At 44.6% G+C, this 26,535-nt stretch carries 24 protein-coding genes; 2 read left to right on the forward strand and 22 right to left on the reverse strand.

Going from position 1 to position 26,535, the window contains the following annotated elements; genetic code table 11:
• Positions 1 to 52: 52 nt before the first annotated feature.
• The 7 genes from I6H64_RS08770 to argF all read right to left on the reverse strand — a co-directional run bounded on the left by I6H64_RS08770 (position 53) and on the right by argF (position 8,634).
• Complete coding sequence (locus I6H64_RS08770) at positions 53 to 1,699, reverse strand: aryl-sulfate sulfotransferase (RefSeq protein ID WP_056985106.1); 1,647 nt, start codon at positions 1,697 to 1,699, stop codon at positions 53 to 55.
• Positions 1,700 to 1,971: 272 nt separating this feature from the next.
• Positions 1,972 to 2,442: a hypothetical protein gene (locus tag I6H64_RS08775; RefSeq protein WP_008841996.1), complete on the reverse strand. Its 471-nt coding sequence runs from the start codon at positions 2,440 to 2,442 to the stop codon at positions 1,972 to 1,974.
• A gap of 24 nt (positions 2,443 to 2,466) precedes the next feature.
• Positions 2,467 to 3,711 carry a LysM peptidoglycan-binding domain-containing protein gene (locus I6H64_RS08780; protein WP_008841995.1) on the reverse strand — a complete coding sequence of 415 codons (1,245 nt, stop codon included), beginning with the start codon at positions 3,709 to 3,711 and terminating at the stop codon, positions 2,467 to 2,469.
• A 182-nt stretch (positions 3,712 to 3,893) separates the two neighbouring features.
• The gene (locus I6H64_RS08785) at positions 3,894 to 5,312 is read right to left on the reverse strand and encodes a basic amino acid/polyamine antiporter (protein ID WP_056985108.1); all 1,419 of its coding nucleotides are present in this window, start codon (positions 5,310 to 5,312) and stop codon (positions 3,894 to 3,896) included.
• A gap of 99 nt (positions 5,313 to 5,411) precedes the next feature.
• Positions 5,412 to 6,638: an arginine deiminase gene (gene arcA, locus I6H64_RS08790; protein WP_008841992.1), complete on the reverse strand. Its 1,227-nt coding sequence runs from the start codon at positions 6,636 to 6,638 to the stop codon at positions 5,412 to 5,414.
• Between the two features lie 52 nt (positions 6,639 to 6,690).
• Positions 6,691 to 7,620 carry a carbamate kinase gene (gene arcC, locus I6H64_RS08795; RefSeq protein WP_008841991.1) on the reverse strand — a complete coding sequence of 310 codons (930 nt, stop codon included), beginning with the start codon at positions 7,618 to 7,620 and terminating at the stop codon, positions 6,691 to 6,693.
• Between the two features lie 12 nt (positions 7,621 to 7,632).
• Complete coding sequence (gene argF / locus I6H64_RS08800; protein ID WP_005918696.1) at positions 7,633 to 8,634, reverse strand: ornithine carbamoyltransferase; 1,002 nt, start codon at positions 8,632 to 8,634, stop codon at positions 7,633 to 7,635.
• 312 nt (positions 8,635 to 8,946) lie between these two features.
• Here argF and I6H64_RS08805 point away from each other — a divergent pair, with 312 nt between their 5' ends.
• Positions 8,947 to 9,795 (forward strand): DNA-binding domain-containing protein, encoded by an 849-nt coding sequence (locus tag I6H64_RS08805; RefSeq protein WP_008841989.1) that lies wholly within the window; start codon positions 8,947 to 8,949, stop codon positions 9,793 to 9,795.
• A gap of 240 nt (positions 9,796 to 10,035) precedes the next feature.
• On the opposite strand, the gene I6H64_RS08810 is transcribed toward I6H64_RS08805, so the two are convergent.
• From I6H64_RS08810 to I6H64_RS08855, 11 genes are all read right to left on the reverse strand, one after another.
• Positions 10,036 to 10,584 carry an NADPH-dependent FMN reductase gene (locus tag I6H64_RS08810; RefSeq protein ID WP_056985110.1) on the reverse strand — a complete coding sequence of 183 codons (549 nt, stop codon included), beginning with the start codon at positions 10,582 to 10,584 and terminating at the stop codon, positions 10,036 to 10,038.
• Positions 10,585 to 10,946: 362 nt separating this feature from the next.
• Positions 10,947 to 12,131, reverse strand: a complete 1,185-nt coding sequence (locus I6H64_RS08815; RefSeq protein WP_008841987.1) for a GNAT family N-acetyltransferase — start codon at positions 12,129 to 12,131, stop codon at positions 10,947 to 10,949.
• A 21-nt stretch (positions 12,132 to 12,152) separates the two neighbouring features.
• Positions 12,153 to 12,323: a hypothetical protein gene (locus tag I6H64_RS08820; protein WP_164486762.1), complete on the reverse strand. Its 171-nt coding sequence runs from the start codon at positions 12,321 to 12,323 to the stop codon at positions 12,153 to 12,155.
• 2 nt (positions 12,324 to 12,325) lie between these two features.
• Positions 12,326 to 12,703 carry a PTS transporter subunit EIIC gene (locus tag I6H64_RS10205; protein WP_232623502.1) on the reverse strand — a complete coding sequence of 126 codons (378 nt, stop codon included), beginning with the start codon at positions 12,701 to 12,703 and terminating at the stop codon, positions 12,326 to 12,328.
• Positions 12,684 to 13,562: a PTS sugar transporter subunit IIC gene (locus I6H64_RS08825; RefSeq protein WP_008841984.1), complete on the reverse strand. Its 879-nt coding sequence runs from the start codon at positions 13,560 to 13,562 to the stop codon at positions 12,684 to 12,686. Before I6H64_RS08825 ends, I6H64_RS10205 begins: the two co-directional genes overlap by 20 nt.
• A gap of 294 nt (positions 13,563 to 13,856) precedes the next feature.
• On the reverse strand, positions 13,857 to 14,447 hold the full coding sequence (locus I6H64_RS08830) for a helix-turn-helix domain-containing protein (RefSeq protein WP_008841983.1): 591 nt from the start codon (positions 14,445 to 14,447) through the stop codon (positions 13,857 to 13,859).
• 348 nt (positions 14,448 to 14,795) lie between these two features.
• Positions 14,796 to 15,473, reverse strand: coding sequence for an ABC transporter ATP-binding protein (locus tag I6H64_RS08835; RefSeq protein ID WP_002829305.1), 678 nt, complete (start codon positions 15,471 to 15,473; stop codon positions 14,796 to 14,798).
• A 4-nt stretch (positions 15,474 to 15,477) separates the two neighbouring features.
• Complete coding sequence (locus I6H64_RS08840) at positions 15,478 to 16,536, reverse strand: ABC transporter permease (protein ID WP_002829306.1); 1,059 nt, start codon at positions 16,534 to 16,536, stop codon at positions 15,478 to 15,480.
• Positions 16,537 to 16,538: 2 nt separating this feature from the next.
• Positions 16,539 to 17,024, reverse strand: coding sequence for a TetR/AcrR family transcriptional regulator (locus I6H64_RS08845; protein ID WP_232623503.1), 486 nt, complete (start codon positions 17,022 to 17,024; stop codon positions 16,539 to 16,541).
• A gap of 93 nt (positions 17,025 to 17,117) precedes the next feature.
• Positions 17,118 to 18,608, reverse strand: a complete 1,491-nt coding sequence (gene abc-f, locus I6H64_RS08850; protein WP_008841980.1) for a ribosomal protection-like ABC-F family protein — start codon at positions 18,606 to 18,608, stop codon at positions 17,118 to 17,120.
• Between the two features lie 353 nt (positions 18,609 to 18,961).
• Complete coding sequence (locus I6H64_RS08855) at positions 18,962 to 19,693, reverse strand: sulfite exporter TauE/SafE family protein (RefSeq protein WP_008841978.1); 732 nt, start codon at positions 19,691 to 19,693, stop codon at positions 18,962 to 18,964.
• A 257-nt stretch (positions 19,694 to 19,950) separates the two neighbouring features.
• On the opposite strand from I6H64_RS08855, the gene I6H64_RS08860 reads away from it, so the two are divergent.
• The gene (locus I6H64_RS08860; RefSeq protein WP_002829310.1) at positions 19,951 to 20,319 is read left to right on the forward strand and encodes a DUF1304 domain-containing protein; all 369 of its coding nucleotides are present in this window, start codon (positions 19,951 to 19,953) and stop codon (positions 20,317 to 20,319) included.
• 818 nt (positions 20,320 to 21,137) lie between these two features.
• Here the strand turns inward: I6H64_RS08860 and I6H64_RS08865 are convergent.
• The 4 genes from I6H64_RS08865 to I6H64_RS08880 all read right to left on the reverse strand — a co-directional run bounded on the left by I6H64_RS08865 (position 21,138) and on the right by I6H64_RS08880 (position 26,329).
• The gene (locus tag I6H64_RS08865) at positions 21,138 to 22,334 is read right to left on the reverse strand and encodes an MDR family MFS transporter (RefSeq protein WP_056985113.1); all 1,197 of its coding nucleotides are present in this window, start codon (positions 22,332 to 22,334) and stop codon (positions 21,138 to 21,140) included.
• A gap of 92 nt (positions 22,335 to 22,426) precedes the next feature.
• Entirely contained in the window at positions 22,427 to 23,824 is a 1,398-nt protein-coding gene (gene dnaB / locus I6H64_RS08870; protein ID WP_008841973.1) for a replicative DNA helicase, read from the reverse strand.
• Positions 23,825 to 23,873: 49 nt separating this feature from the next.
• Positions 23,874 to 24,326 (reverse strand): 50S ribosomal protein L9, encoded by a 453-nt coding sequence (gene rplI / locus I6H64_RS08875; protein ID WP_002830768.1) that lies wholly within the window; start codon positions 24,324 to 24,326, stop codon positions 23,874 to 23,876.
• Between the two features lie 5 nt (positions 24,327 to 24,331).
• Complete coding sequence (locus I6H64_RS08880; protein WP_002829314.1) at positions 24,332 to 26,329, reverse strand: DHH family phosphoesterase; 1,998 nt, start codon at positions 26,327 to 26,329, stop codon at positions 24,332 to 24,334.
• Positions 26,330 to 26,535: the final 206 nt, after the last annotated feature.

Below are 26,535 nucleotides of genomic sequence, written 5' to 3' on the forward strand. Positions count from 1 at the left end.
CAAAATCATTATATGGGTTGCCGTGGCGTCAACTTCAAGTCCTTTTGGTAAATTATTTGGTTACGTCAAAATGATAATTTTCCGGGTAGAACTGTATTCGGTAAGCCCGGTATGCGTAAGTCTTATCGGCCGGATTGTTGCTTAAGGTCGCGTTGAAGACCTGGTTCCCATCGGCATCAACTTCGATCACGTTCGATTCTTTTCCGTCGTTTTTGTAGCCAAAATTAATCAAGGTATTTCCGTTAGCTAATCGTTGCGCATAACCGATGATCGGCGTAAAGTTTGCCTGCCCCAGTGATTTCCCGTACGACCATTGCTGGGTGACGGTCTTCTTTTGCTGGTCAATTTGGTAAACCGTCGCTGCAGAATACTTCCCGGACGTCTTCTGATCGCCATTTTTTACAGCAATGTTATTATCGTACAACATGATGGTTTCCTGGTCTCCCTTTTGGTCAAGAAGGTAGACGCCATGCTGTCCGCCGGTAACCTTGGTATTGCCGGTCGGACTCAGCACCTTGTCCCGGTATTTTGCCGGCCAGCTATTCTTGTCCTTTCCTGAGAAAATCCACTCGATTTTACCAGTCGTGTAATCCAATTGCATGACCAAGTCTTGGTTCCGCGCCGAAACCAGCAGTTTGCCCGTCTTGGAATTATAGTCCAGCGCGTTGATGTGCAGCCAGTCGGTCCCAATGTTGCCGTCGCTAGCCTTTTGCTTGCTATCTTGGTACATTGAAGCCGGCAAGATTTGCTTAAAGTCGAGCACCCGCACAATTTTACCAGTCTTCCGGTTCAGTTCCACGACCGTATCCTCGGTGTACTTACTTCCGTCCGAAACCGTCAGCAACAAATTCCCGTTTGGCAATTCGGCAATGTCGTGGTGAATTACGGTTACCTCGTGACTAAGGTTGCCGCCGAGGGTGCCGTCAAAAGAATATTGCCGGTAAATTCGCCCTAGATAGTCGGTTTCCGTGAGGAGATTGTATTTCCCATTTTCGGAACTCTTATTTAAGACCATGATGTGGCCGTTCTTGAGCTGTTCGAACATGTGCTGGTTCCAGTTAGTGGAGTACCAGCGAATCTGGCCATCGGCATCCATTGCGTAAACTTGCTTAGCGGTCCGGTCGACCAGGGTCAGTTCGTTATCGCCAATTTGCATCTTCGACTTATCGTTTTTTGTCACCTTGACGTCATTTTGGTCAAGGTACTTCGGCAACTTGCCGGTCTTAATTTTAATTGTTTTAGTTTCTTTCTTACCAGATTGGTACTTCACGGTGATTTTTACGGTATTTTCGTAGTCCGCGTATAAGCCAACAATCGGTAACTGGTGCTTAGTTTGGTACCCCTTCACCGAATTAGTGATCGAGGTCTTATCCGATTTTCCTTCAATCGTGTAACTAACCTGTGCTTTTTTCGGCGTTTTAAAGTATACCAACGCCGTTAGTGGTGAAGTCTTATAGGGATTCACCTTTATGTATGGATTTTTTAAATCGTAGTCGCCATCTTTAACAATTTTAGCGTACTTTTTGGTTAAGGCGGTGGTGCTATTTTCGGTAACTAACTTCGTTCCCAGATTTTTAATAATTTGTTCTTCGGATAGTAGGTCGCTTTTAGAGTGCGCGGTATATTCCCACCCTGCGACCGCTACCAGCGCAACCATTAAAGCTGCGGCAAAAATGAGCCATCCCCGAATTTTTTTCATTACATCCCATCTCCTTTAATATCGATATCAACATTGCTGTAGTTTATCGAGGAAATGTGTTTTGAAAATGAAAAAGGTGGGAGCTTTTTTGAATCTTTTTATGAATTCCGTTAACGGAAAGCGTTTTATCGTTCATATAATTTTCTTAAAGTATTGAAAGGTGACTTTGCTTTCTGGTTTAAACCATAAAAAAATGGAAGCTTTTGGCTAAAAGCTTCCATTATAAGTGTTTATTTATTTTAACTTACGTTTTTCGTTATCTTCGCTCGGCGTTACGAAACTTTTTCGAAAACTACCTTACGTTTAACCTGACCCTGGCCCGCCTTGGCGATTTGGTAAGTAAAGCTCCGGGCGGTGAACTTCTTATTCGTTGCCAGAATGTGGTTATATTGCCATTGGGAAACTTGGCCGTCCTTGGTTTCTTCTGCCAAGGTTAAGGTACCGCCTTCCGCCTTATAGCTCCAAGTAGCACTCTTTTCTTGGGCTTTATACTGCCGGTCAAAACTACTTGTGCTTTGGCTAGCTTTAGCAGCATCGGCCTTGTTCGAACTCACCACCACGTGATTGCCGCTTTGCGCAAAAGTTAAGTACACTGACTTATCCTTTGATAAGCCCTGGTAAATATAAGTGTTTCCAGGAACTTTCTTAGCTACGGCGTGGCTCATGTTCCAGTAGACTCCTCCACCGATAATTACCAGCACGGCAATGATCACGCCCACAATGGTCCACTTTTTCTTCTTCATTTAATCAACAATCCCTCTCGTTAATTATTCAACGTCATCGTCTTCAACGTCCGCATTGGTGTCGACTGCTTGGTCACTGTCTTCATCGTCGCTTTCGTTGTCTTGCGAATCGCTGTCTTCATCGCTATCGGTATCCGCATCTTCGTCGTCATTGCTATCTTCGTCTTCGGAACTAGCAGTATCTTCATCATCGGATGATTCACTGTCCGCATCGCTACTGTCTTCGTCGCTATCGGCAGTGTCATCGCTATCCGAATCATCATCGGACGTCAAACTTAAGTTAAAGGTGAAGTCGTCATCGTCAGCCGTGATCGTCAATTCGATTTCGTCGGCGTCGGTAACGTCCTTATCCTTGTCGTCTTCCTTTAATTGTTTAACAATCTTGTCGGCCAACTTCTTAGCGTTCTTTTCGGTTAATTGATCGCTACCGGTGGAGACGCTTTGGTCATCGTCGTAAAGGGTGTCGGTATCGGTATCAGAATCCGTGTCGGTATCAGAATCTACGTCTTCGTCGGCAGAATCCGTGTCGTCACTTTCATCGTCGGCATCCTTACCCGTGAAATCAACGGTCAACTGGTCGTCATCCAAGTTCAATTTATCCTTAATTTCGTCTTGGATAGCATCCGAAAAGTCGGTTTCGTCCAATTGGTCCGCGTCTTCACTAGATTCTTTAGCAGCATTATCCGAAGAAGCGGATGATGATTTGTCATCAGCGTCTGATTGCGGATCCTTTGGCGATTCGTATTCGTTCTTCACGCTGTTATCGCTATTATCAATGTGTTTGTTGGATACCGGCGAAACGTCGATATTTACCGAATGGTCGCTATTATCGGTAAAGTTATTGATGGTTATCTTGGTCTTGGCAACGTAGTTTCCGTCACCTTCATAACTCCAGTCGCTAGGCACTTCGCCATCCCGGTTCAATACCAAAACGTCGCCCGCGTAAATCAGGTCGATGTTTTGGATCCGGTTGTCGTAAGCTAACTTAGCTACCGAAATTCCCGTTGCGTTGGAAATTCCTGAAAGAGTGTCCCCCCATTGGATCACGTATTGGTCGCCGTGTAAATTATTCACGTCGATATGTTGCGAACTGAGGTTATTACTAATTTCTTGGGAAGTGTTGGCCACCCAATTAGTAATGTCGGCCCGTTCCGCGTTGGTTTGGCTAGTGTAAAAGCTATCGGCTAGCGCGGTGGCTGATTGCAGTGTCAGTGGGGCAAATAATAAGGCACTTGCTAAAGCAGCACCCGCAACTCTTTTCTTATTCATTGAAAATCCTCCATTTGCGTTACAGTGTTTAAGCTACATTTTAATACTACCTCTTCATAAATACGTTTTCAATGCATATATTAATAATCACGTAAAAAAAACGAATGCAGCGGCATTTACGCCCTGCATTCGTTGAATTGACTGTAAAATAAATTATTTTTTAGTTCTTAGTATGTTGTTTTTTACGCAACTACGATGGTTCCGTTAGCCACAAGATAAATAGCTACTACACTCAAAAGGAGGATTGATCCCATCACCGCTTTTTCTTTGCCGCCAAGGTCGCGATGGTCTTCGCGAACGGCTTGGTAGTAAATGATGAAGCCGGGGATGAAACTAATTGAGACTAATAGCATTTGTTGCCATCCGGACAGGAACATGCAGGCAAGCATGAAGAGTGCGGAAAGCAAACCAATCGTGAATTGTCCCCATTCTTGGTGTTTGTGACTGTACTTCATTTGGTACAAACCTACAAAGAGGTACGAGAAGAGGATTGCAGCCGAAGCTAACGAGTAAGCAAAGTTGTAAGCTTCCGAAGTAAACAGTAAGGAGAACAAGAAGATCGTTTGTAAGATCGCGGTAATGTAAAGGGAAGCGGTTGGCGCGTTTTTCTCGTTCAACCGGCCCCAAAGCGAAGGCATTACCTTATCTTTAGCGATTAACATGGTGGTTTCTGCTGGCAACATGGTCCAGGATAACCACGAAATCACGGTCGAAATAATCAAACCAACGTTGATGATCATCGCTCCCCAATGACCGACGATTAATTCGAGGTCGTTTCCTAACGCCGGTTGGCTAGCTGAAGCTAGTTGGGCCCGGGTCAAGGTTCCGTAAGGGATGATTGAAATCATTACGTAAATTGCTAGCAACATGATAAATCCAATGATGGTTGCTTGTTGCGCTTGACTACGGGTTTTAGCCCGGTGGCCCATAACGGACGCACCTTCAACCCCGATAAATACCCAAATCAAGGTTGAAAGGGTTCCTTTAAGCTGGTCGAAAACTGAACCAGTTACCGTACCCTTGGAGAAGTTGTTGGCTACGTTTCCCCAGAAGTCGGTGGTAAACATGTGTCCTTTAAAGAAGATAATCGTAATAATGATGAACAAGAACAACGGGATGACCTTGAAGAAGGTCCCGATGGTGTTCACGAACGACGCACTTTCCACTCCGCGGTTAACTAGGAGGGTCAGTGCCCAACAAAAGATAATTGCTAAAATGATCGACGGCATATTTTGTCCGCCTTTAAAGGTCGGAATGAACGTTCCGATCGCACTCATTAACATGGTCGCGAAGGCCACGTTTCCGAGCCAAGCTGATAACCAGTAGGCCCAGCCGGAGATGAATTCTCCTAGCGGACCAAATCCAGCACCCGCGTAACTGAAGATTCCGGCTTCGAGGTCCGGACGCTTTTCAGATAAATTATTTAACGACAATACCAGTAGCAAAAAGCCGATACCGACAAAAACCCACGATAGTAAGGCGGGTCCGGGAGCCGCCGCTGCCGCAACCGTATTGGTAATCCCGAAGATCCCGGTTCCAATACATGAACTAACGATCAGCGCGGTCAGGCCCAGGCGGCCAATTCCGTTTTTATTCTCCATATTATTCACTCCATTCCTGGATTTAGTAATCAAAAAGGCAAAAGCAAACTGCTTTGCTATTCATACCACAGTTCACTTCTGCCATTTAGCGTCTAAATTTTACTTTACATCTTCACGAACAATTGGGCAGGACATGCACCGTGGGCCGCCACGACCGCGTGATAATTCACTTGAACGAACTTCATGAACTAAGATGCCATGTTTGCGTAGCAAATCATTTGATACATAATTCCGGTCGTAAGTTACAACCTCACCTGGAGCAATTGCCAATGTGTTAGAACCATCGTTCCATTGTTCACGAGGAGCAACGATTGGATCACCATTTCCAGTTGGAATTAAATCAATTTCAGACTTATTCAAAGCTTTCTTCAAAACTTCTTTAATGTCGGTATGATGTTCCATCGTAATGCCGCCGTTTTGATCTGGATGCAATACCCAGTTGTCAACATGGCCGTCACCATCAAGGATTGCTGGATGTACTGTAAATTGGTCATGGTTGATCATGGTGAATACGGTATCCAAGTGCATCATTGCGTGATTGTGTGGAATACCAATGGCAATCACGGTATCGTAGTTAGAGTCCTTAAAGAGTTGACGAGTGATGTCTTCAATGGCGTCCGCCGTCGTCCGTTGGGAAACTCCAATTGCTAATACGTGATCACTAAGTACCAATTCGTCCCCACCTTCAATGTGAGTTTCATGGTTCCGATCACGCCATACTTCAACTTTGCCAGCAAAGCGTGGGTGGTACTTGATGATGTATTCAGTAATCAATGATTCACGTTTCCGAGCAGTGAAGGTCATCTTGTTAATGGAAATTCCTTCGCCAATCGATGCTTGTGGGTCACGAGTAAAGTAAGCATTTGGCATTGGATCCATCAAGAATGGCCATTCTGTATTTTCTGAAACCGATTGCAAATCTGGTTGCGCAATGTTGATGTCGGATGCCCGAACACCTTCAATAATGCGGTCCACCATGGTTTGGGGATCCATTGCTGACAAGTATTCCATCAATCCGTCGTGAGTTGCACCAGCTACATAGCCGGATTCTGCAATCATGCGTTCGAGAAATTCGTGACGAACACCTTCATCAGCCAAAGCTTCGGCAGCCAATTTAGAGAAGTAAAGTACTTCAATTCCTTGGTCGCGCAAAGTCTTTGCAAAGAAATCATGTTCTTCTTGAGCAATTGGTAAATATGGAATGTCATCAAATAACAGCCGTTCCATATAGTCCGGCGTGATGTTTTCAATTTCACGCCCCGGACGATGCAACATAACCGTTTTGAGTTTACCAATTTCTGAGGTTACATGAATTGCTTGTGTCATGTTGATTCACTCCTTATCTGTAAAATCTGTATTTAACAAGTTAAACGCGCTTTTATTCGTGAATAACCGTGCCGAGTTTGCCTGCTAAAGCATCGTTCAATCCGCTTAGCGAAGTGATGATGGCTTTGCGTTCTGGATGGCCCTTTACAAAGGACAAGCATGCTTGAATCTTTGGCAACATGCTTCCAGCGGCAAATTGGTTGTCATCCATATATTGTTGAGCTTCAGCCACGCTCAACGATGTTAAGGCCTTTTCATCCGGTTGGTTGTAGTTTACGTAAACGTAGTCTACCGCCGTCAAGATGATTAATTGGTCAGCATCAATGTTGTCAGCCAAAAGGGCGCTTGAACGGTCCTTGTCAATTACGGCCGGAACCCCTTTTAAGCCTTCGTCAGTTTCGATAACGGGAACCCCGCCACCGCCACCAGCGATCACTAGGTCGCCGCTTTCGATCAACGTTTTGATGCTATTTAATTCGATAATCTTCTTTGGAAGTGGTGAAGCAACTACTTGACGGTAGCCGCGCCCAGCATCTTCCACAAAAGTATAACCCTTTTCGCTAGCAATTTGGTCAGCTTGTTCCTTGCTGTAGAAATCGCCGACCGGCTTAGTTGGCTTTTCAAAAGCCGGGTCGTCTTTGTCTACGGCAATTTGGGTGATTGCAGTTACCACGTTTTTTTGCATCCCCCGATGGTGAATTTCATTTTGCAAACTTTGTTGTAAGTGGTAACCAATGTAACCCTGACTCATTGCCCCGCATTCAGGGAATGGGAAGGCTGCGGTTTTGCCGTGTTCGGCTGCGTAGTTCATTCCTAGGTTAATCTGACCAACTTGTGGGCCATTTCCGTGACTAATGACAACTTGGTTATCGCCATTCATCAGCCCAATTAATGATGAAGCGGTGTTCTTTACCAGCTTCAATTGCTCTTCAGGACTTTTCCCGAGCGCATTGCCACCGAGGGCAACTACCATTTTTGTCATTACGATAACCTCCTAGTCACCTAATGTAGCAACCATAATTGCTTTGATGGTGTGCATGCGGTTTTCAGCTTCTTGGAATACTACCGAGTGGTCGCTTTCAAAGACTTCGTCAGTAACTTCCATTTCAGAAAGACCGAATTTTTCTTGAATCTTCTTACCAACTTCAGTGTCTGTATTGTGGAATGCAGGCAAGCAGTGTTCGAAGATTGCGTTTGGATTTTCAGTTGCGTCCATAACCGCTTTGTTAACTTGGTATGGTTTCAACAAGTCGATGCGTTTTTGCCACATTTCGTCTGGTTCACCCATGGATACCCAAACGTCAGTGTAGATTACGTCCATGCCTTTAACACCACTCTTGATGTCGTTTGTAACCACGATCTTAGCACCAGTCTTAGCAGCAATTTCGTTTGCTTGGTCGAGAACTTCTTTAGTAGGTTCAAGTTCTTTAGGGGTTACTACGTGGTATTCCATACCCATAACAGCAGCACCAAGCATCAAAGCGTTTGATACGTTATCTTGTCCGTCACCAACAAAGGCAAATTTAATGTCCTTGTATTCCTTCTTAAGTACTTCTTTGGCAGTTAAGAAATCTGCAAGTACTTGAGTTGGGTGGTCTTCATCAGTCAAACCATTCCAAACTGGAACACCTGAGTATTCTGCTAAAGTTTCTGCTGAACGTTGTGAGAATCCACGATATTCGATTCCATCAAACATACCACCTAATACGCGAGCAGTATCTTTAACTGATTCCTTGTAACCAATGTGTGATCCAGAAGGGCCAAGGTATGTTACGTGAGCTCCCTCATCCTTTGCTCCAACTTCGAAAGCACAACGTGTACGAGTTGAACTCTTTTCAAAGATTAAAGCAATGTTCTTGCCAGCAAGCCGCTTACCTTCAGTACCTGCGTACTTTGCCTTTTTAAGATCTTCTGCTAAATTAAGCATGTATTCCATTTCGCGAGTATTGAAATCTGCAAGAGTTAAGAAACTCCGATTACGTAAATTAAATGCCATTGAAAACATCCTCCTTAAGGTGACTAAATATCTTTATTACACTTATAATGATAGTAAGCGGTTTCACGACGCTTTAAGATTTAACCTTAAATTCCATGAAATCGTTTTAATTCGCGTACTTACTTGACATAGGGCACATTTTCCGTGTATAAATTTCGGTTGCAAAGTGTATAATTTGGATAAAATGATCGTTTGGTTTGAAAAAAAATCCATTATTATATAGTCTTAATGTATAAACATTGTATAAAACGTTTAGTTTCGTATTGCTTCACGAAACATCACGATTTTTCAATACTAGGAGGCCATTTAGCCATGAACTTTTATTTATTTGAAAACGATTCCCGTCACACCACTACGATTCGGGATCTTATCGAAGCTGATTTCAACAATAACCTCGTGGGGATCGGAGTTTCCCCTACCCAAGCCTACGACGACTTGTTGCAATTACGCGTCGATATCATGATTATTAGTAGTAACGATCCGGAAGTCGGGATTCAACTAATCAAACGGCTTGAACAAGTTCAAATCAAACCGCACTACATTATGATTAGTTCCGCCGAGGATGTCGCCACTAAGGAAGCCGCCTACCACGCTGGAATTGACTTCTTCCTAGAACATCCGGTCAGCCCCGTCGAATTTAAACACGTGACTCGATTAGTGGCCTCCTATTGCCAACAGATTAGTAAACTTTCCGAGATTTACAACATTACGTCGCAAGTGGTAACGCCTTTTAACCGGCCCCAATCCGAGCACCGTTTGCAAATGGACCGGGTTAACGCGATTCTGCGCTTCTTAGGGATCGCCTCCGAAACCGGCAACAAGGAAATCTTGAAAATCATTCGGATCATGGTCGACCAAAACATTTCCTTTTCGAGCATCGACTTTCAGCGCGACCTGGGTCTTGACGAACACGAAAAGAAAATCGTTTACCAACGAATTCGACGAGCACTACGAGTGGGGATTACCAACTTAGCCGGCATGTGCAACGAGTACTCCGAAAACGAAATTTTACTAGAATACGCTAACGCCCTTTTTGAATACCAAAACGTCTACATTGAAATTCAGAAGATGCGCCACGAAGACGTTCCTAACGGCCAAATCTCGCTCCAACATTTCTTTGATGGCTTACTACAAGAAAGCCACGGAAAACTTTCCATTTAAATCCCTATATAATAGTAGAAACTTTCTAAACATCGCTACGCGATGTTTTATTTTTGCGAAATAGTACACCCATTTCAATATGTATCCCACTCATTTAATTTGTTTAACTTCCGTCTCGCTTGAGCCACTCGCGAAACTTCATCATTCATAAAAACGCACAAAATAAAAATGCTTCTCCAGAATGCAAAATTCTCGAAAAGCATTGCGATTTTATACTCGATTTAAAGCGTTGGTTACCGATTAATTAGTAAACCTTTGTAAAAAGGTTAGGTACGCACCCACAATTTGTTTGAAGAACTTTTGGGTTGCTTCATCAATTTGGTCGCCGTCCATGTGTTGCGTAATGTTGCCGATGTAGGCTTCTGGTTGTTGCAATACCGGCATGTTAACGAAGGTCAACGATTGCCGCAAGTGGTGGTTTGCGCCAAATCCGCCAATTCCACCAGGTGACACGGTTACCACGAGGGCTGGTTTGCCATCCCAAACGTTTTGTCCCATGGGCCGGGATCCTACGTCAATCGCATTCTTCAGCGCCGCGGGAACCGAACGGTTGTATTCGGGAGTAAAGAACATCACTCCGTCAACACTTTGCACCGCCTGCCGTAAATTTTGCCAGGCCAGCGGCGGATTATCGGTATCCAAATCCTCGTTATACAACGGTAAATCGCCAACTTCAATCCAAACTGGTTCTACTTCGCGCGGAAGTAACTTTTCAAAGGTTTGGGCTACCAGTCGGTTAAAGGAGCCCTTTCGTAAACTACCAACCATAATCCCAATTTTCAAAGCCATGATAATAAACCCTCCTTTTAACCAAAAAATGTAACAACTTAGTTCACGTATAGTATAAGCGTATTTGCTTCTAAAAGGTAAGCAATGTGCATTATTTTCTAAAGCTTTTTTAATGGCCGCTTAGTTTACCGCAAGCACCGTCTTCCTCCTGATCGCTCCCGGGCTTTTCGTGTAAAAATTCATCCGTGGCCTGGTCTCGTTTCTAACAAAAAAGACTCCCCAAGAAACTAAAATTCTTGAGCAGTCTGCTTAAATTAACGGCTTATTTTTAAATTCGGTGCCGGTTCCCTTGCTCAATCGTTTCGTTCACGATTAACCATCTAATTTTGTTAATCCTTGGAACTCACGCGGGGCTTTTCATTTTAAAAGTAGTCCCACAGCATCGGTGATTCTTCGCGCAAAACGTTATCTAAACCTGTAATGGCCGCGTACGATCCGCGAATCGCGCCGACCCGGTTTAAATGTCCCAAAGAACGGTAACCGAGAAACGCCTTGGTCAATTCTTGAATTGAAAGGCGAATGTCCGCCATGTTGGTTTCGTTATCACTAATCTTTTCAAAACTCGTCCCGTTACTGTTAACCATTAACCGCCAAATCCCGTTATTTTCCGGAATCATTTGGTCGGTAACCGCCAGCCGGATACTTTTAACCTTACCTAAAAATGGATAATCTTGGACGAAGGTCGCCAAATTAATAATTCGGGCCATCATGTACGGTTTAATTTCCACGTTGAGCGTATCGGGTTCTTGCAAAATATCCGGACGACCGACCGGATCGCCACTTACGTACTCAAAGTTGAAGTACATCGATTCGTGCTGGCAAATGAACCGCGCCAAGTATTGGTAGCTTTCCCAATTGGTGTACATGATTTCTTGAATGTAAAAAGTGGTGTCGATCCCTTCGTAAATCACGTACCCAGCCGCGGAATGAAGGTCGTCAAAGTAGACGCCCACTTGCCAATGCGGATGCTTAAGGACGAGGTAGTCCCACCACCAGTCCGCCCGCACCAATCCAGCATTGTGGCTATCCGGGTTATTATTGTAGAGTTCTTTAATGTACGGAATCGCATCCTTGAGCGACAAACGTTCCATCGAACCTGCTTGCGAATCCACCCGAATACGCGGCAAATCGGTATTTTTCACCCGATAGATCGTCTGGTCAAACACCTCTTCGTAACCAAACCGACGGTAAAATTTATACGAGAATGGCGCCAGATAAGACAACGCAACCTTATCCGCGAGCATATCTTGAAAAGCCTGGTGCATTAGTTTAGTAATCGCTCCGTGGCCGCCATATTCAGGATAACTCATGACGTCGCCGATCCCGTTCATCTTATACTTCACGCCATGAAAGTTGACCTGGAAGGGGATGCTTAACATTCCGCTTCCCAATCGACCATCGTACTTAATCCCGTACTTTTCCGAATGCTGGTAACGATGGTCGAAAAACGCCCGCCGTTCCGCGCTATCCGGATTGGTAAATGCGTACAAGTATAGCTGATAGAAATCATTCAAATCTGTTTTCGTTAACCGTTCCAATTTATCCATTTTCAATCCCTCTACTTTAGCTTAAGCGTGTTTTTTCAGCGCAACGCCGAGCCCCAGAAAAATCAGCAAACCAATCGCCAACATGGCCCGGTCGACGGTCAAACTACTTAAGGGCAGCTTTGTTAAAATGATTGCGCTCGCCATAATTAGGAACGCGCCCGCTGCACCATATTTAATTAACATCTTAACCATTATTATCCCTCTTTAAGTTCTTGTTGCACCATTTGTTTTTCAGCAACTTTGAAGAATGGGTAATAGAGTACGCCCGCAATCACTAGTTCAATTGCCGACCATACTCCAGCACGCCAATCCCAACCGGTGGCCATCAGCGGACCGATAATCGGTGGCATCGTCCACGGCACCATCATTACGGCTGGCCGAATTAGGTGCACGGCCATTAACAAGTACGTCGTAATCGTCAACACTTGCGGAACCACGATAAACGGAATTAAGGTAATCGGGTTCATAACCACCGGAAAACCAAAGATTACCGGCTCGTTAATTTCAAATAAGGCACTTGGGAAGGCTACCTTCCCTAACTCCCGGTAGGCCTTACTCTTGGAAGACAGCATCCAGAAGACCAACATGATGGTTGCTCCGGTTCCCCCCCACGTTAACGAACAGACTCGAAAATCCGAGAGAGGTTATGTATGGGATGGTTTGGTGGTGCGCGTACGCAACCCCGTTAGCCGCCAAAAATTGTAAGAAAATCGGGTCCGAAATTCCTTGAAGCGTCATGTCCCCGTGAATTCCGGCAACCCACAAAATGCTAACCAAAAGGGTGTAGAACATGATTCCCGGCAAACTGTTCATCGCAAACAGCAACGGGTGGAAAATACTTTGAATAAAGTGATTAATATCAAAGTGAAGCGGAACTCGCAATCCCCAGAAAAATAGCAAAATCAAAAATGCGGGAGTTAAGGAAGCAAACGACTGACTAACCGCCGCGGGAACGCCCTTAGGCAACTTGATAATCCAATCCTTCTTCACGAATAAACGTAAAATTGAAACTGAAATAAATGAACAAACAATTGCAGTAAACAAACCAGAAGAAGCAAAATTATCAGTATCCAGCGTCAGTTTGCTATTAAACGAAGTGACGATGAAGGCCATGGTCGACAAACCCGCGCCGTTGATTGCATCTAAATCGAGCGCCTTTGCCAACTCGTAACCAATTCCAATCGTGGCTAACAGGGAAATAATCCCAAACGAGCCGTTAACCGCGACCCCCATCGCCCCCATGTACGGCTTCATAAAGTTCGTCCATGCCGGAATCGGGATATTCGCGATAATCAAGAAAATCGATCCGCTAATTACGGCCGGTAAGGTCAATACCAGACCGTTCCGGATCGAAACTAAGTACTTATTATTTCCCGCCTTCGCCAGCGGTGGCATCAAACTGGACTGCACCCAGTTCATAAAATTATTCATCTACGGTTCCTCCTAACTACGGTAACCTACCCAAAAATCCAACTCAACCAACAGACTAAGTATAGAAATGTTTTTGATAAATGTAAACCCTTACAAAGAAATAATTAGATATTTTTGCTTAGTTTTACCGCAAACGTGCGTTAAAAAAGTTGTTTTTCAGACTGGTATATACCTATTGTGATAGGTTGGAACCTGCTGGTGGGGTTATCATGGCAAACAAAAAGACCGGCTTAACTACATTTCAAAGTCCATCAAATTGCACTTCTGAAATGCACCATTGCCGATCTAAGTTGCCTAGCGATAAATTGCTTTGAGATTGTACCGCACGTATTTTTTAAAAAAGTTGGCTAAGTAAAATGTCGTGTTCTTTGCCATCGGCCACATTGAAATGCCGATTCCGCAAAAAATTAACGATAGCGGCACATCATACCACGTCAAACTTTCCGGCCACGGAAGGTGGTACGCCATTACCGCTAGCCATTCCACAAATAGTAACAGCGGTGCCCCAATAAAGGCTACCATAGTAACCCATAACCCTACTAAAATGCCGATGACTGCGACGACCGCTCCCGCCGTAAACAAAACGTTAAACCAAAAAATACCAAATAATGCCATCCAATTAACCTGCTTCATTGGATCTCCTTCTTCCTGAATTGGATTAAGAAGGGATGTATTGGTCAATTCGTCAATCGACACGCCATAAAGTTCCGCTAAGTCCTTTAACGCATAGATGTTAGGGGTCGTCTTCCCCTGCTCCCAGCGTGAAATGGTTTGCCGCGTCACGTACAGCTGACTCGCCACCTCCGCTTGGGTTAAGTGACGATTTTGTCGTACCTTTTGTAATGCCGGTCCGATTGACATTTGATCAACTCCTTCTGGCTTCATTCTGCCATATCCCACAGTTTTGCCAAGCAACAACCCTGTTGCACGCCCCGATACCGAGGTTTATTTAACTTCAATTCATTTTACGTTAAACTTCATTGAAGTTAAAGTGAAGTTCAGCGAAAAAAAGCTAGGAAAAACTAAAAAATACTTTTCAAGGATAAAAAAGTTATTTTGGTTTTTTGACTTCAATAGAGCCAAAAGTCAGTTTGTTCCGCTTAACCAAAAATTGCCCATCATGCCTGATTTTGGCATGATGGGCAATTTTCAGTTAATGCTCGCAAACTAACCGACTTTTGTCCCACTCTCCTTTTGGGAATTAACGAGTTTTTCTGCGTACCAACAAATCCATTAGAGGGTTTCCGCACTCAAAACTCCGTCGTTAATCTTAAACATTTGATCCGCGTAGTCCTTTAAGCGCATGTCGTGGGTAACAATCACGACCGCCTTATTATGTTCGTGCGCTAGTCGGGCAAACATCTTGCCGACTTCCTTTACCCGCGAACTATCTAAAGCTGCCGTTGGTTCGTCCGCTAGGATAATCGACGGGTCCGGATACAAGGCCCGGGCAATTGCCACCCGTTGTTGTTGTCCGCCCGAGAGTTCAGTAGGATATTTATCTACCAAATCTTCGACCCCCAGTTGGGTGAGCAAGTCGTTTAATTCTGCTTGCGATAAATTATGGTCCTTTTTGACCTTGTCAACTAACTTGAATTGGTCCTTAACGGTCAGGAAGGGTAACAAATGATAGTTTTGCAACACAAACCCAATTTCATTGAGCCGTAATTTTTCCAACGCCTTCCGGGAACTATCCTGGTAGTCATGACCGTTGACCTTGACCTTACCGCTCGTCGGGGTCCGCAAACCGCCGGCAATCGTCAAGAAAGTACTCTTTCCGGAACCACTTGGCCCAATAATTAAGCTTAGAGTTCCCGCTTCCGCCTTGAAATCAATGTCGTGAAGCACGTGCACTTCGGCAATCCCCTTCCCGTAAATCTGGTTAATGCCGTTCATTTCAATTGCTGCCATGGTTTTATCCTCCAATCACACTTACCGGGTCTAGTTTGATGACGCTACGAATCGGAACTAACGCACCTAAGAGCGCCGTAATTACTAATCCAACGCCCACTGCGGATAACATTGGCACGTCAAAGGCCATTGGAACCGCTGGTGGTAATACGGCCGCCGTGGCAATCGTCAACAACGTACCGATAATAATTCCGCTAACTACCAGTACTAATGATTGCGCGATTGTGCTCCACGCAATTACCCGACTCGGAATTCCTTGGGCGCGAAGTACCGCATAGTTAGGTAGCTTCTGGATCGTCAAAATGTACAAGAAGATTGCGATCACAATTAATGAAATTGCCATCAGGAAGCCGATCATCAAAGCAAAGGTCATGTTTTGTGCGGAATATCCCGGCAGTTTTTGGATAAAGGCTTTTTTAGTGTAAGTCTTCAGGGGCTTTTTCACCTTTAAATCGTTTGTCTTTGAAACGATTGCGCTGGCCTTGGTTTGGGGCATTGCCCGTTTCAAATCCCGCCAGTCATCCAACGTTCCATAAATTACCGGCGCAATGTTTAACTTCGCGTTATGAGTGAACCCGACAATTTTAAAGGTTTGGTCCGCGTCGTTTAACTTCAATTTGTCGCCGATTTTATAACCGCTTTGCTCAAACTTATCGTCAACCACCACTTCATGGTCGTGTTTAATTTTGTGGCCACTGGTTAATTTCAATTGTTTGGCAATAAATTGGTCATTTTGAATTCCCACGAAGGAAGACGAAATTTTTTCGTGCTTGCCTTCCTTGGCCACTACCGAAATTTGGCCGATCAGGGCGTCATTTTTGGTTAGTTTTTGGTCCTTGACCTGCTGATCCGTAATTAAGGATTGGCTAAGGTTAACGTTTGCATCCTGATTCAAAACTACCGAATTAATTTTCCAAGAGTTGATGGCGTCGGTATTTTGGTGGGCTAACCCCAGGGCTAAACTAGTCAAAATAAAGATTAGGTAGCTAATCAAGACAATCATGCCGATAATTAGCGAATACCGCAACTTTTCGCGTTTAATCTCCTTCAAAGCTAAAAACATATCTATTCCTCCAGAATTTTTAGGATCTTAGTTAGTTGTGCTAAACGAGCTTCCGCAGTCTCCGGTTCCACAATCGCTCCGCGCAGCGTGTCGTGTACCAAGGTTTGTTGGGCCCATTGCCGTTCACCGCCGGGGTGGACCGGGGCAATCCAATGGGCCACGTACGCTTCGTTGTGGCGAAAGTGCATTTGCAATAACTCGTAGTATTTACTGGAATGCGCATTCTCCACAAAATCACGGACCGTGATCACTAAAGCGGGACCTCGGGCGGCCGGGACGTGCAAAGATTGGTGAATGTCGTGCATGGCTACTTGGTAAATGTAACGGTAAGCGTCAATTAAATCAGCAAAATAATTGTAAAAAGCTCCCCGTGAAATGCCCGCATCCTTAACAATCCGAGCGACCTGCGCCTCGGCAACTGGGTAACGCGAAAATTCCGTCAAAAGGGCCGTTTCAATCGCCGCTTTTTTAGTTGGCTTTAACTTCACCAGCGTCTCTGAGGGCAACCTTGCCACCTCCTTAATCAAAAATGACACCGTGTCAATATGGTTAGAATACCACATTCTGACACGGTGTCAATTTTAAACTCTCGTTTTAACTTCCAAAAGTTTAGTATTTACCTGCCGAACAAATTCCCGATCGTGATCAATAAGCAGCATAGGCGGCCGTACTCGTAGAATTAACTGTTGGATTTGTTCCCGGGTAATTACGTCTAAGTAATTCAAGGGTTCGTCCCAAATATAGAGGTGGGCGGGTTCACAAAGCGCACGAGCCAAAGCCACTTTCCGTTTTTGCCCCATACTCATCTGTTCAATTCGTTGGGTGAACATTTCTCGTTCAAACCCTAATTTTCGCAAGGTGGCTAACAAGTCCTGCAACTCTACGCCCTTTGCTTGCGCGAAGCTTGCTAAATCCCCGCTTAGTGCGTCAAACGCCTGGGGAAGGTAGGAAACCTTCAGCCCATTTCGTAAATTAACGGATCCGGTCGTTCGAAGCTCCGGATTTCCTAAAATTGCCGCAATTAAGGTCGATTTTCCCACACCGTTGGGTCCCTGGAGCACGATCCGTTCGCCAGCCTTGAGGTTGAAACTGATCGGTTGGTTTAACGGTCCCTTTCCGCGACTTACCACCAGTTGGTCAACCGTTAAAAGGCTCGCATTTACCGGAAGTCGGGGAGGATTGTAGTTCAATTGAAGTTCAGCTTCGATCTCGATATTTTTCAATAACCGTTGTTTATCCGCTACTTTTGCTTCCGCGCGGGCTTGAATCGTGGTTGCCCGCTTCATGATTTTAGCAGCTTTATGCCCGACAAAACCCTTATCGGGCGCGCCCGCCTTTTCTCGTTCGGTCGCCATTGACCAATTTTGTTTCTGGTGGGCGGCCTTGGATAATTGTTTAACTTCCTTCTGCAAGGTTTCCTTGGTTCGCCGCTCCCGCTCGTCTTCGCGTTGGCGTTCGGTTGCCCAAGTCGTGTAATTGCCATGCAAGCTCGTAATTTGAGCCCGGTCAATTGCGATGACGTGGTCGATTACCTGATTTAAAAAATCGCGGTCGTGGCTAACCACGATAAAACCCTGTTTTCGCTTTAAATAATCCGCCAACCGTTGCCGGCCTTCATCGTCCAAATGGTTGGTCGGCTCATCAATTAGTTGGAAAGCCCCCGCATTCGCGAACATCGCCGCTAATTGCGCTTTGGTACGTTGTCCGGGGCTCAGTTCGTCATACGGTCGCGCAAGAAGCTCGTTGGGCAAGCCGATTCGGTCCATTTCCCGTTCGACTTCCCAAAAATTAGAGTAATCCCGTTGCGTGATTTCCATCAACACCTTTTCCAAAGGCGCTTGAGGATTGGGGACCTTTGCTGGAAAATAATTGAACTGCAAATCGGTGTTTACCTGCCCTTGATAAGGCACCTGTCCCCGTAGAATTTTTAATAAGGTCGTTTTTCCCCGGCCGTTTCGGCCAATTAAGCCCAATTTCCAACGGGCGTCAATTTCTAAATTGACCTTCTCAAACAGCGGGGATACTTGTTGATCATAACTATAACTTAAATTTTTAATTTGAATAATTCCCAATTAGCTCGCCTCCCATTTTTTTCGGGAGTCGACGATTTAAGACACAAAAAAAGCACTAGGTGTGCAGTTCCTAGCGCAGTACAAAAGTGCAAAATACCAATATAACTTATTTTGGATAGGCACCCTGACTGGATCAAAAACCGCAGACTACTCCGAAAAACAAAGAAATCGTCATTTCTTAATCTTCGAAAATTAGTCTGTAATCTTCAATCCCATCAACATCCCTTCCATTGAATATACGCTTATGGTAACAAGCCCGTTAAATTTTTTCAAGCAATTAGCCCATTTTGTAACATACCGTAAAAAATAAAACATATTAACCAATTATTTAGAAATATTTGTAACGGTAAAAATTATTTCAACATGAGTAATAGCCCGAAAATAATTAAGGCCCCGTAAACAAACTTAATTGCTCGAGCCGGTGCCATTCGATCAACAATCCAGTTGCCTAAGGGAACCGTTAAAACTAGCCCGGGGATTACCATTAGGAGCACTTTTACCGCTTCAAGCGACCAAAATCCAGCCGCAACGTGACTAATCACCACTAAAACACCCACGCAAAGGAAATGTGCTTGGAGAATTGCTCGGAGATGAGTGGCCGGCCATTGCTTCAACATTCCATAGACCGCCACCGGCACCCCGTGACTGTTATAGGCGCTCCCCAGCGCTCCCGAAACCATTCCTGCCAAATAATCGTAGCCTTTTGCTACCAAATGCGGTTTCCCTACGCGCCCTGAATGACTCCGCCACAAACTGTAGCCGCCATAAACAATCAAAAATAGTCCTAAGCCATGTAGCACCACGCTTGCCGGTAACGTTTTTACAAGGAGAATTCCCAGGGGCACCCCGATTAAAGAGCCGGTCACTAACCGGCGAACGGCCCGGAAATCAATCCGGTGCCACTCCCGAATCGTTGCCGGTAGCGCCACCAATAATCCTACCGCGCCAATCAACGCCGTACTCGTTTTCAAATCGTATCCCAGTAACGCCAACAAGGGCATTGATACTAGGGCTTCCCCAAAGCCAAACACCGTCCGAACTAACGCCCCTACCCACGCAATCAGCAAAACTCCCAGAATGATCAAAATAGCTTCCTCGTTTTCCTTCTTATTAAGTTACCATTTTATATGGTAATCGCGTTTTGCACCAGAGCCAAATGCCCGAAACCGCAATTAGGCGGGTAATTTTGTACTTCATTTCTTAAACTGAACTTCAATTCTAGCTTAATAATTAGGATTTAACTTCAATTTTAGCTTCAATAACTTAAATTTAACTTCATTTGCGATAAATGTTTGGCGTTTGCGGCCATTCGTTATAAGATAGTTCCAAGGAGTTGAATATTTTGCATACATTTACCATTGTACTAATTATTTTAATCGGATTAGAACACGTTGGCATCATGGGACTGGAACTTTTAGGCAGCGACCGGCTGATTGCGAAGAGTTTTAACTTACCGCTTGCCGAAGTCGAACGGCCTCATTTACGGACGGCGCTTGCCAATCAGGGACTTTACAACGGCTTTGTCGCCTTGTCCTTATTCTTAATCATCTTCATCCCCGGAGGGACCCTGCTTCGCGGAATGGCAATTGGCTTGCTAGCCGGCATTTTCATCATTGCTGCTTACGGCGCCCTCACCGTAGCTAAACGTATTCTGTGGATCCAGGGAGCACCCGCGCTAATTACAATGGTGCTGGCAATGTTCTTTTTATAATATGATTTAAGTAAGACGCCCGTTGCGGGGCGTTTTTTTATTTGCTTATTGCAATTTCACTTTATCGGGCGTATTATTCAATGGCATTAACTATTCTGGATAAAATTCTTCATGGAGGGGCTATGCAATGCTAAAGCTTATCAAACGCAACAAAACCAGGCTCTACTATGCTGACATTCTTTTAAGTTTGATTTACTTCCTGTTTTTTGCAAACGATATCATCCATTGTAACGTACAAAAATATCTATTCACCCACCTGCCCGTATGGGCTAACGTATCTTTAGCAGCGATATATCTAACCTGGTCAATTTACTTGTCTTGGGGAGAATAATTGTCGTATTTCAAATGTGGCTGAGAGATTACTGCCGACAAGCTGTAGAGACTAGGAATTGTCAAAGAATATCGGGTAAGTAACCCTCCATCGAAATGAGTTACAACGTCTTTGGGATTGTCTTTTTATAAAGGAAAACAATTATGCTGAAATTTATCAAACAAAATAAAACTATATTGTATTACGCCAACTCCGTCTTAACCATAATTTACCTTTTGTTTTTTACTAATAACAGTATCCACTGTAATATACAAAAAGATCTCTTTGCCCACTTTCCCGTGGGGGTCAACGTAGTTTTAATAGTCATATACCTAATCTGGTCAATTTATTTATTACTTCCGTAGCCTTATAACAAAAAATGGTAGCTTTCAGCATTAATTGTCTGAAAACTACCATTTTTATTATGCAGCTAATTATTGCTAACACTTCCGTCCTGCATCGTGGAAGTGAGTGCTACCAACCGGTTTCTGCCGGCCCAAATTTCGTCTTATTCCTGATTATTATCGTACAAGGTCGCCTTCCGCTTCGTACTTTCGATAATCAACGCGATTACTACCAGCACTACTAAAATGGTAAATAACCCGAGACTATACAAGAAGACAAAGGAAGTCGACTCAATAATCATACTACCGACTAACGGTCCCATTGCCCGACCAGCTGATGGAAAGGCACTCGCCAAACCTTGGTACTTACCCTTTTGGTCATATGGCGAAAGGCTATTAACAATCGCTGGAATCGATGGGAAGGCGATTGCTTCACCCACGGTCAAAACGATCATCGCAATTACGAAGTGGTAGTACTGGTGTGCCACGGCCAAAATTCCAAAGGAGGCCATGAAGAACGCGATTCCGAGATAAACTTGGTGATACGGGTCCTTTAACAAACGGCCGCCTCGTGAACTTAAGAGGCCTTGCACAATCAAAATAAATAATCCGTTAACCGTCCAAAGGAAACTGTATAAACGAAGCGGAATGTGCAGTTTCAACATGTAAATTGAAACGGTACTGTTCCATTGTTGGTAAAAGATCCACATAATTACCAAACTAACGAAAAACGACATAATAATCGTAAAGTTAACCTTAGGCATTTTGGATTGAATGTCTTGAGACTGTTGCACTGATTGTACCGATTGGTCTTCCTTTGGGATTCGATAAGTGAAGAAGGCCACCACGAAGAATACGGTAAACATGACCGTCGCAATCGTGAAAAGCGGCGCAACGCTGTGTTTGAAAAGAATTCCCACGATCGCCGTTCCCAGCATTACTCCCAAATTTTGTACGAAGTATAGCATGTTAAAGACGTAGCGTCCGTCCTTACTCTTGATTGAGGTTCCCATAGAATTATTCAAAGCAACGATCCAGCCGGTCCCAAACCCGATTAACACGAGGAAAATTGGGTATGTGGGCCAACCATTGAAGAAAATTAGCGTGAAAAATGAAATCCAGGTGAACACGATCCCACCCAGAATTAAATAATAGCTATCGTATTTGTCGTACAGTTTCCCGGCAACAAATGATCCTAAAATACTCGCTACTGAATTCAAAAACAAAACTACTCCGGCTGCCACCAAGGAATGGCCAAGCTCTTGATTCATATAAATTGTCGTTAGGGGCCACACCGAGCTCATCGCAATACTATCAATCAAAACCCCTAACAATAACCACTTTAACTTTAATTCGCGCATAATTCCCTCCCAATTTTTTTATAAAGTAAAAGACTGACTCAGGCGAAATGGTCTGAAACCAGTCTTTGAAAAGAAGTCTCCTCCTAATCGCCCTAGTGCGCTCCGGCTTCGGGCATGTATGCTAATGAAGAAAATTTATTGTATGACTTAATAAACAGCAGGTTGACCGTCCCCCGGGCACCACTCCGGTTTTTTTCAATAATGACTTCCACCGGACCCACGTTTTGGTCTTCTTCGTCGCGGGGGTCTTGGTCCTGATCCTGCTGATTAGTCCCGTCGTCTCGTTCGTAGTAGTCATCCCGGTATAGGAAGGCAACAATATCGGCATCTTGTTCAATCGATCCCGATTCACGAATATCCGACATGACGGGCCGTTTATCCTGGCGTTGTTCAACTCCCCGAGAAAGCTGGGAAAGCGCAATAACTGGAATTCCCAACTCCTTAGCAAGTTTCTTTAGTTGACGGGAAATTGCAGAAACTTCTTGTTGCCGGTTTTCACCGGAACCTTCGATTAGCTGGAGGTAATCAACCACTACTAACCCTAAGTTTCCTTGTTCTTTAGCCAAGCGCCGACATTTCGCCCGAATTTCCGACATCTTAATGCCGGGAGTATCATCGATATAAATGTTGGTCTTTGCTAACGAACCCATTGCCACCACTAAATTCTGCCACTCTTCTTCATTTAACTGACCGGTTCTCAAATGATTTGCATCAATACTTCCTTCGGCACACAACATCCGGTTAACCAGTTGTTCTGCACCCATTTCTAGACTAAAAATTGCGACAGCTTTATCCGTTTTGGTTCCCACGTTTTGCGCAATATTTAACGCAAAGGCCGTTTTACCAACCGCCGGACGCGCAGCTAAAATAATTAATTCGTCCGCGTGCAAGCCCGTCGTAATTTTATCTAATTCCTTAAAGCCCGTCGGCAATCCTGTAATTTCATCATCATTTTGGTACAGACGGTCAATTTCTTCCATTGAGGAAGTCAACACGTCCGTAATGGGCTTAAACCCAGTCTGGTTGCGGTTTTCAGCCACGTCCATGATTTCGCGCTCGGCTTCGTCAAGAATTTCCGAAACGTCATTTTCCTGGGTGTAGCCCATGGTGGCAATCGAGGTCGCCGTTTTAATCAATTTTCGCAACAGTGCCTTTTCTTGCACAATTTTCGCGTAGTAGCCTACGTTAGCGGCCGTGGGCACGGAACCTGCTAGTTCGGCAATGTACGTAATGCCACCCGCATCTTCAAGCTGGTGGTGCTCTTCTAAGGCATTATTGACCGTTAACGCATCAATTGCTTCGTCAGCATCGTTTAACTCGACCATCGTCTTAAAAATGACTTGATGGGCGTGTTTGTAGAAGTCGTCCGCCGTGACGAATTCCATTGCGTCGATCAACGCATCTGAATTTAAAAAAACAGCTCCCAAAACCGCCTTTTCGGCCTCAATATTTTGAGGGGGCGTTTGATTTTCTAAAATCCCGTTATCCATGATACTCTCCCATGCTCAAAATCTAGAGTTGAAAGCTATTTTCGGCGACCTATTTTTCAGAAACGTGTACCCGAATTTTAGCCGTAACTTGTTGGTGAAGCTTAACGGGTACGTTGGTGTAACCCATGCTCCGAATTGGCTCGTTCAACTCAATTTTCCGTTTATCAATCTTAATATCAAACTGTTGTTCCAATGCCGTGGCAATTTGTTTGCTAGGAATCGAACCGAATAACCGGCCGTCCTTACCAGCCTTGGCCTTGATTTCCACGACCGTTGCGTCAGCTTCCAAAACTTGTTTTAACTTTTGGGCTTCTGCTAACACTTCGGCTTCGTGCTTTTCTTCAGCCTTTTTTTGCCCCTTTAATTCGCTCATAGCCGCTTTAGTAGCCGCCTTCGCTTTACCATTTTTGATTAAGAAGTTTTGCGCGTATCCGTCGGGGACGTTTTTAACCTCTCCGCGTTTACCCTTACCCTTTACGTCTTCCATAAAAATAACTTTCATCAGAATCACTCCTCTTCTTCATCTTTTTGCAAAAGTGCAATTAGTTGATCCTTCGCGTCGGCTACCGTAACGTCCTTCATTTGGGTCGCTGCCATCGCTAAATGACCGCCACCGCCCAGTTCTTCCATGATAATTTGGACGTTTTCCGTACCGGCACTGCGCGCTGAAATTCCCACGACATCATCAGATCGTCGGGTAATGACAAACGAAGCCTCCACACCCGAGATGTTTAAGAGGGAATCAGCCGCTTGGGCTGCAATAACTGGATCGTATTCCCGATCCTCTTCCCCAACACAAATCGCGTACTTCACGTCGACAAATTGGACCGTGTCGATCAGGTGGTTGCGTTGCATATAGCTTTCCACGTTTTCCTTCAGCAAGTACCGAATCAAGTCTTCATCGGCCCCTACCGAGCGTAGGTAACTTGCCGCGTCAAACGTCCGGGTTCCGGTCCGTTCGGTAAACGACTTCGTATCCACTTCGATTCCGGCCAAAATTGCGGTAGCTTCGATAGGCTGGATCGGATCGCCATCATGTGATTGATATTCGAACATTTCCGTAATCAACTCACCCGTTGAAGATGCGTAAGGTTCGATGTACACCAGCACGGGATTTTCCGGAAATTCGGTACCGCGACGGTGGTGGTCGATGATAATCGTCCGGTCGCTTAACTTCTCGAATAGTTCCTTTGAAGTAGTCATCGATGGTTTCGAATGGTCGACCATCACCAGTAAACTCTGACTATTAGCCAGTTCCAAGGCTTGGTCGGCGTCAATAATTGAATCCCGAATGTCTTCGTGTTCATCTAACTTATCAATCAACCGTTTCACATCGGAATGGACGCCTTCTTGATCAAGAACAATCCAAGCTTCCTTTTTGTTCATCTGGGCAATCCGCCGAATTCCCAGCGCCGAACCTAACGAATCAAGGTCAGTTCGAGTATGTCCCATAACAAAGACTTGGTCGGCTTGATTCATTAATTCTTGGATGGCTTGTCCAATCATCCGCGCCCGTACCCGGGTTCGTTTTTCCATCGGGTTCGTCTTTCCCCCGTAGAAACGCGCAGGTTCATCTTCAGCCTTAACCACTACTTGGTCACCGCCCCGCCCTAAAGCAAGGTCCAGATTGCTTTGTGACACGTCAGCCAGTTTATTAAGGTTGTCATCCCCGTAAGCAATCCCGATACTCAAGGTAACCGGTGAATTTTGTTTCGAAGTGGCTTCTCGAATCGTATCCAACAGTTTGAAACTATCTTCTTCAACCTTTTGTAAGGTTTCGTTATACATAATTACAAAAAAGTGGTCGTCATCCACGCGCCGCAGGTAAATTCCAAACGACTGCGCCCAACTAGAAATCTGGTTGGTGACGAAGTTATTCAAGTTGGAAACATCCGAGTCCGTCATGGCTTGGGTAATTTCATCATAATTATCGATGAAAATTTGTCCAATTACCACCTGGCGATTTTCAAAACGATTTTCCATTTGTGCGTAGTTAGTAACGTCCACAAAGTACGCCACCCGCTCATCTTTTTGCACCAGTACGTCAAAAGTCCGGTCCTTCCATTCGACCCGGTTAAGCCCTTCTTGGTCTTGATGCCGGTCAATGACTTCCGCCAAGTCTTCGTCAACTTCGGTCAGCAAATGCCCAAGTACCTTTTGGTCACCAAAGTAATGTTGCAACTTGGGATTGACCCACTCGACCCGCTTTTGATCACTATAGATTAAAATTCCGATCGGCATGGATAGCATTGCATCTTCTTCAGCTTGATCAACCCGAAAAGATAGCTCCGCAATGTATTTACTGGTTTCGTCACTAATTAAATTCAACGTCCGTACGCTGAAAACCCCCGTCACGATAACCAAGCCTAACATTATCACGCCAATAACCGGATTAATATAAAACGCTAATCCCAGTCCAATCAACGAAAGCACCGTAATTACCACAGCAACGATTCCTACTCGCGGATTACGGATAAACGCTGGTAGACGATCGACTAATTTCATAACACTTCTCCTAAAAAAATGTGTCTAACTATCTTTGATTTTACCATACTTGGCTTGACATAAAACAGCCGTTTAGATTGGAAAGTTCGTCGTCAAAAAATCCCCTATATTTAGCGGTTTGCGCTTAGCTCAGCCACAAGAAAAAGAGACCAGAAAAACTAATTCGTTTTTCTAGTCTCTATGTTCGCTTACTTTGATTACTTTAC

The sequence above is a fragment of the Pediococcus acidilactici genome (assembly GCF_016127815.1).
GTDB classification, from domain to species: Bacteria; Bacillota; Bacilli; order Lactobacillales; family Lactobacillaceae; genus Pediococcus; species Pediococcus acidilactici.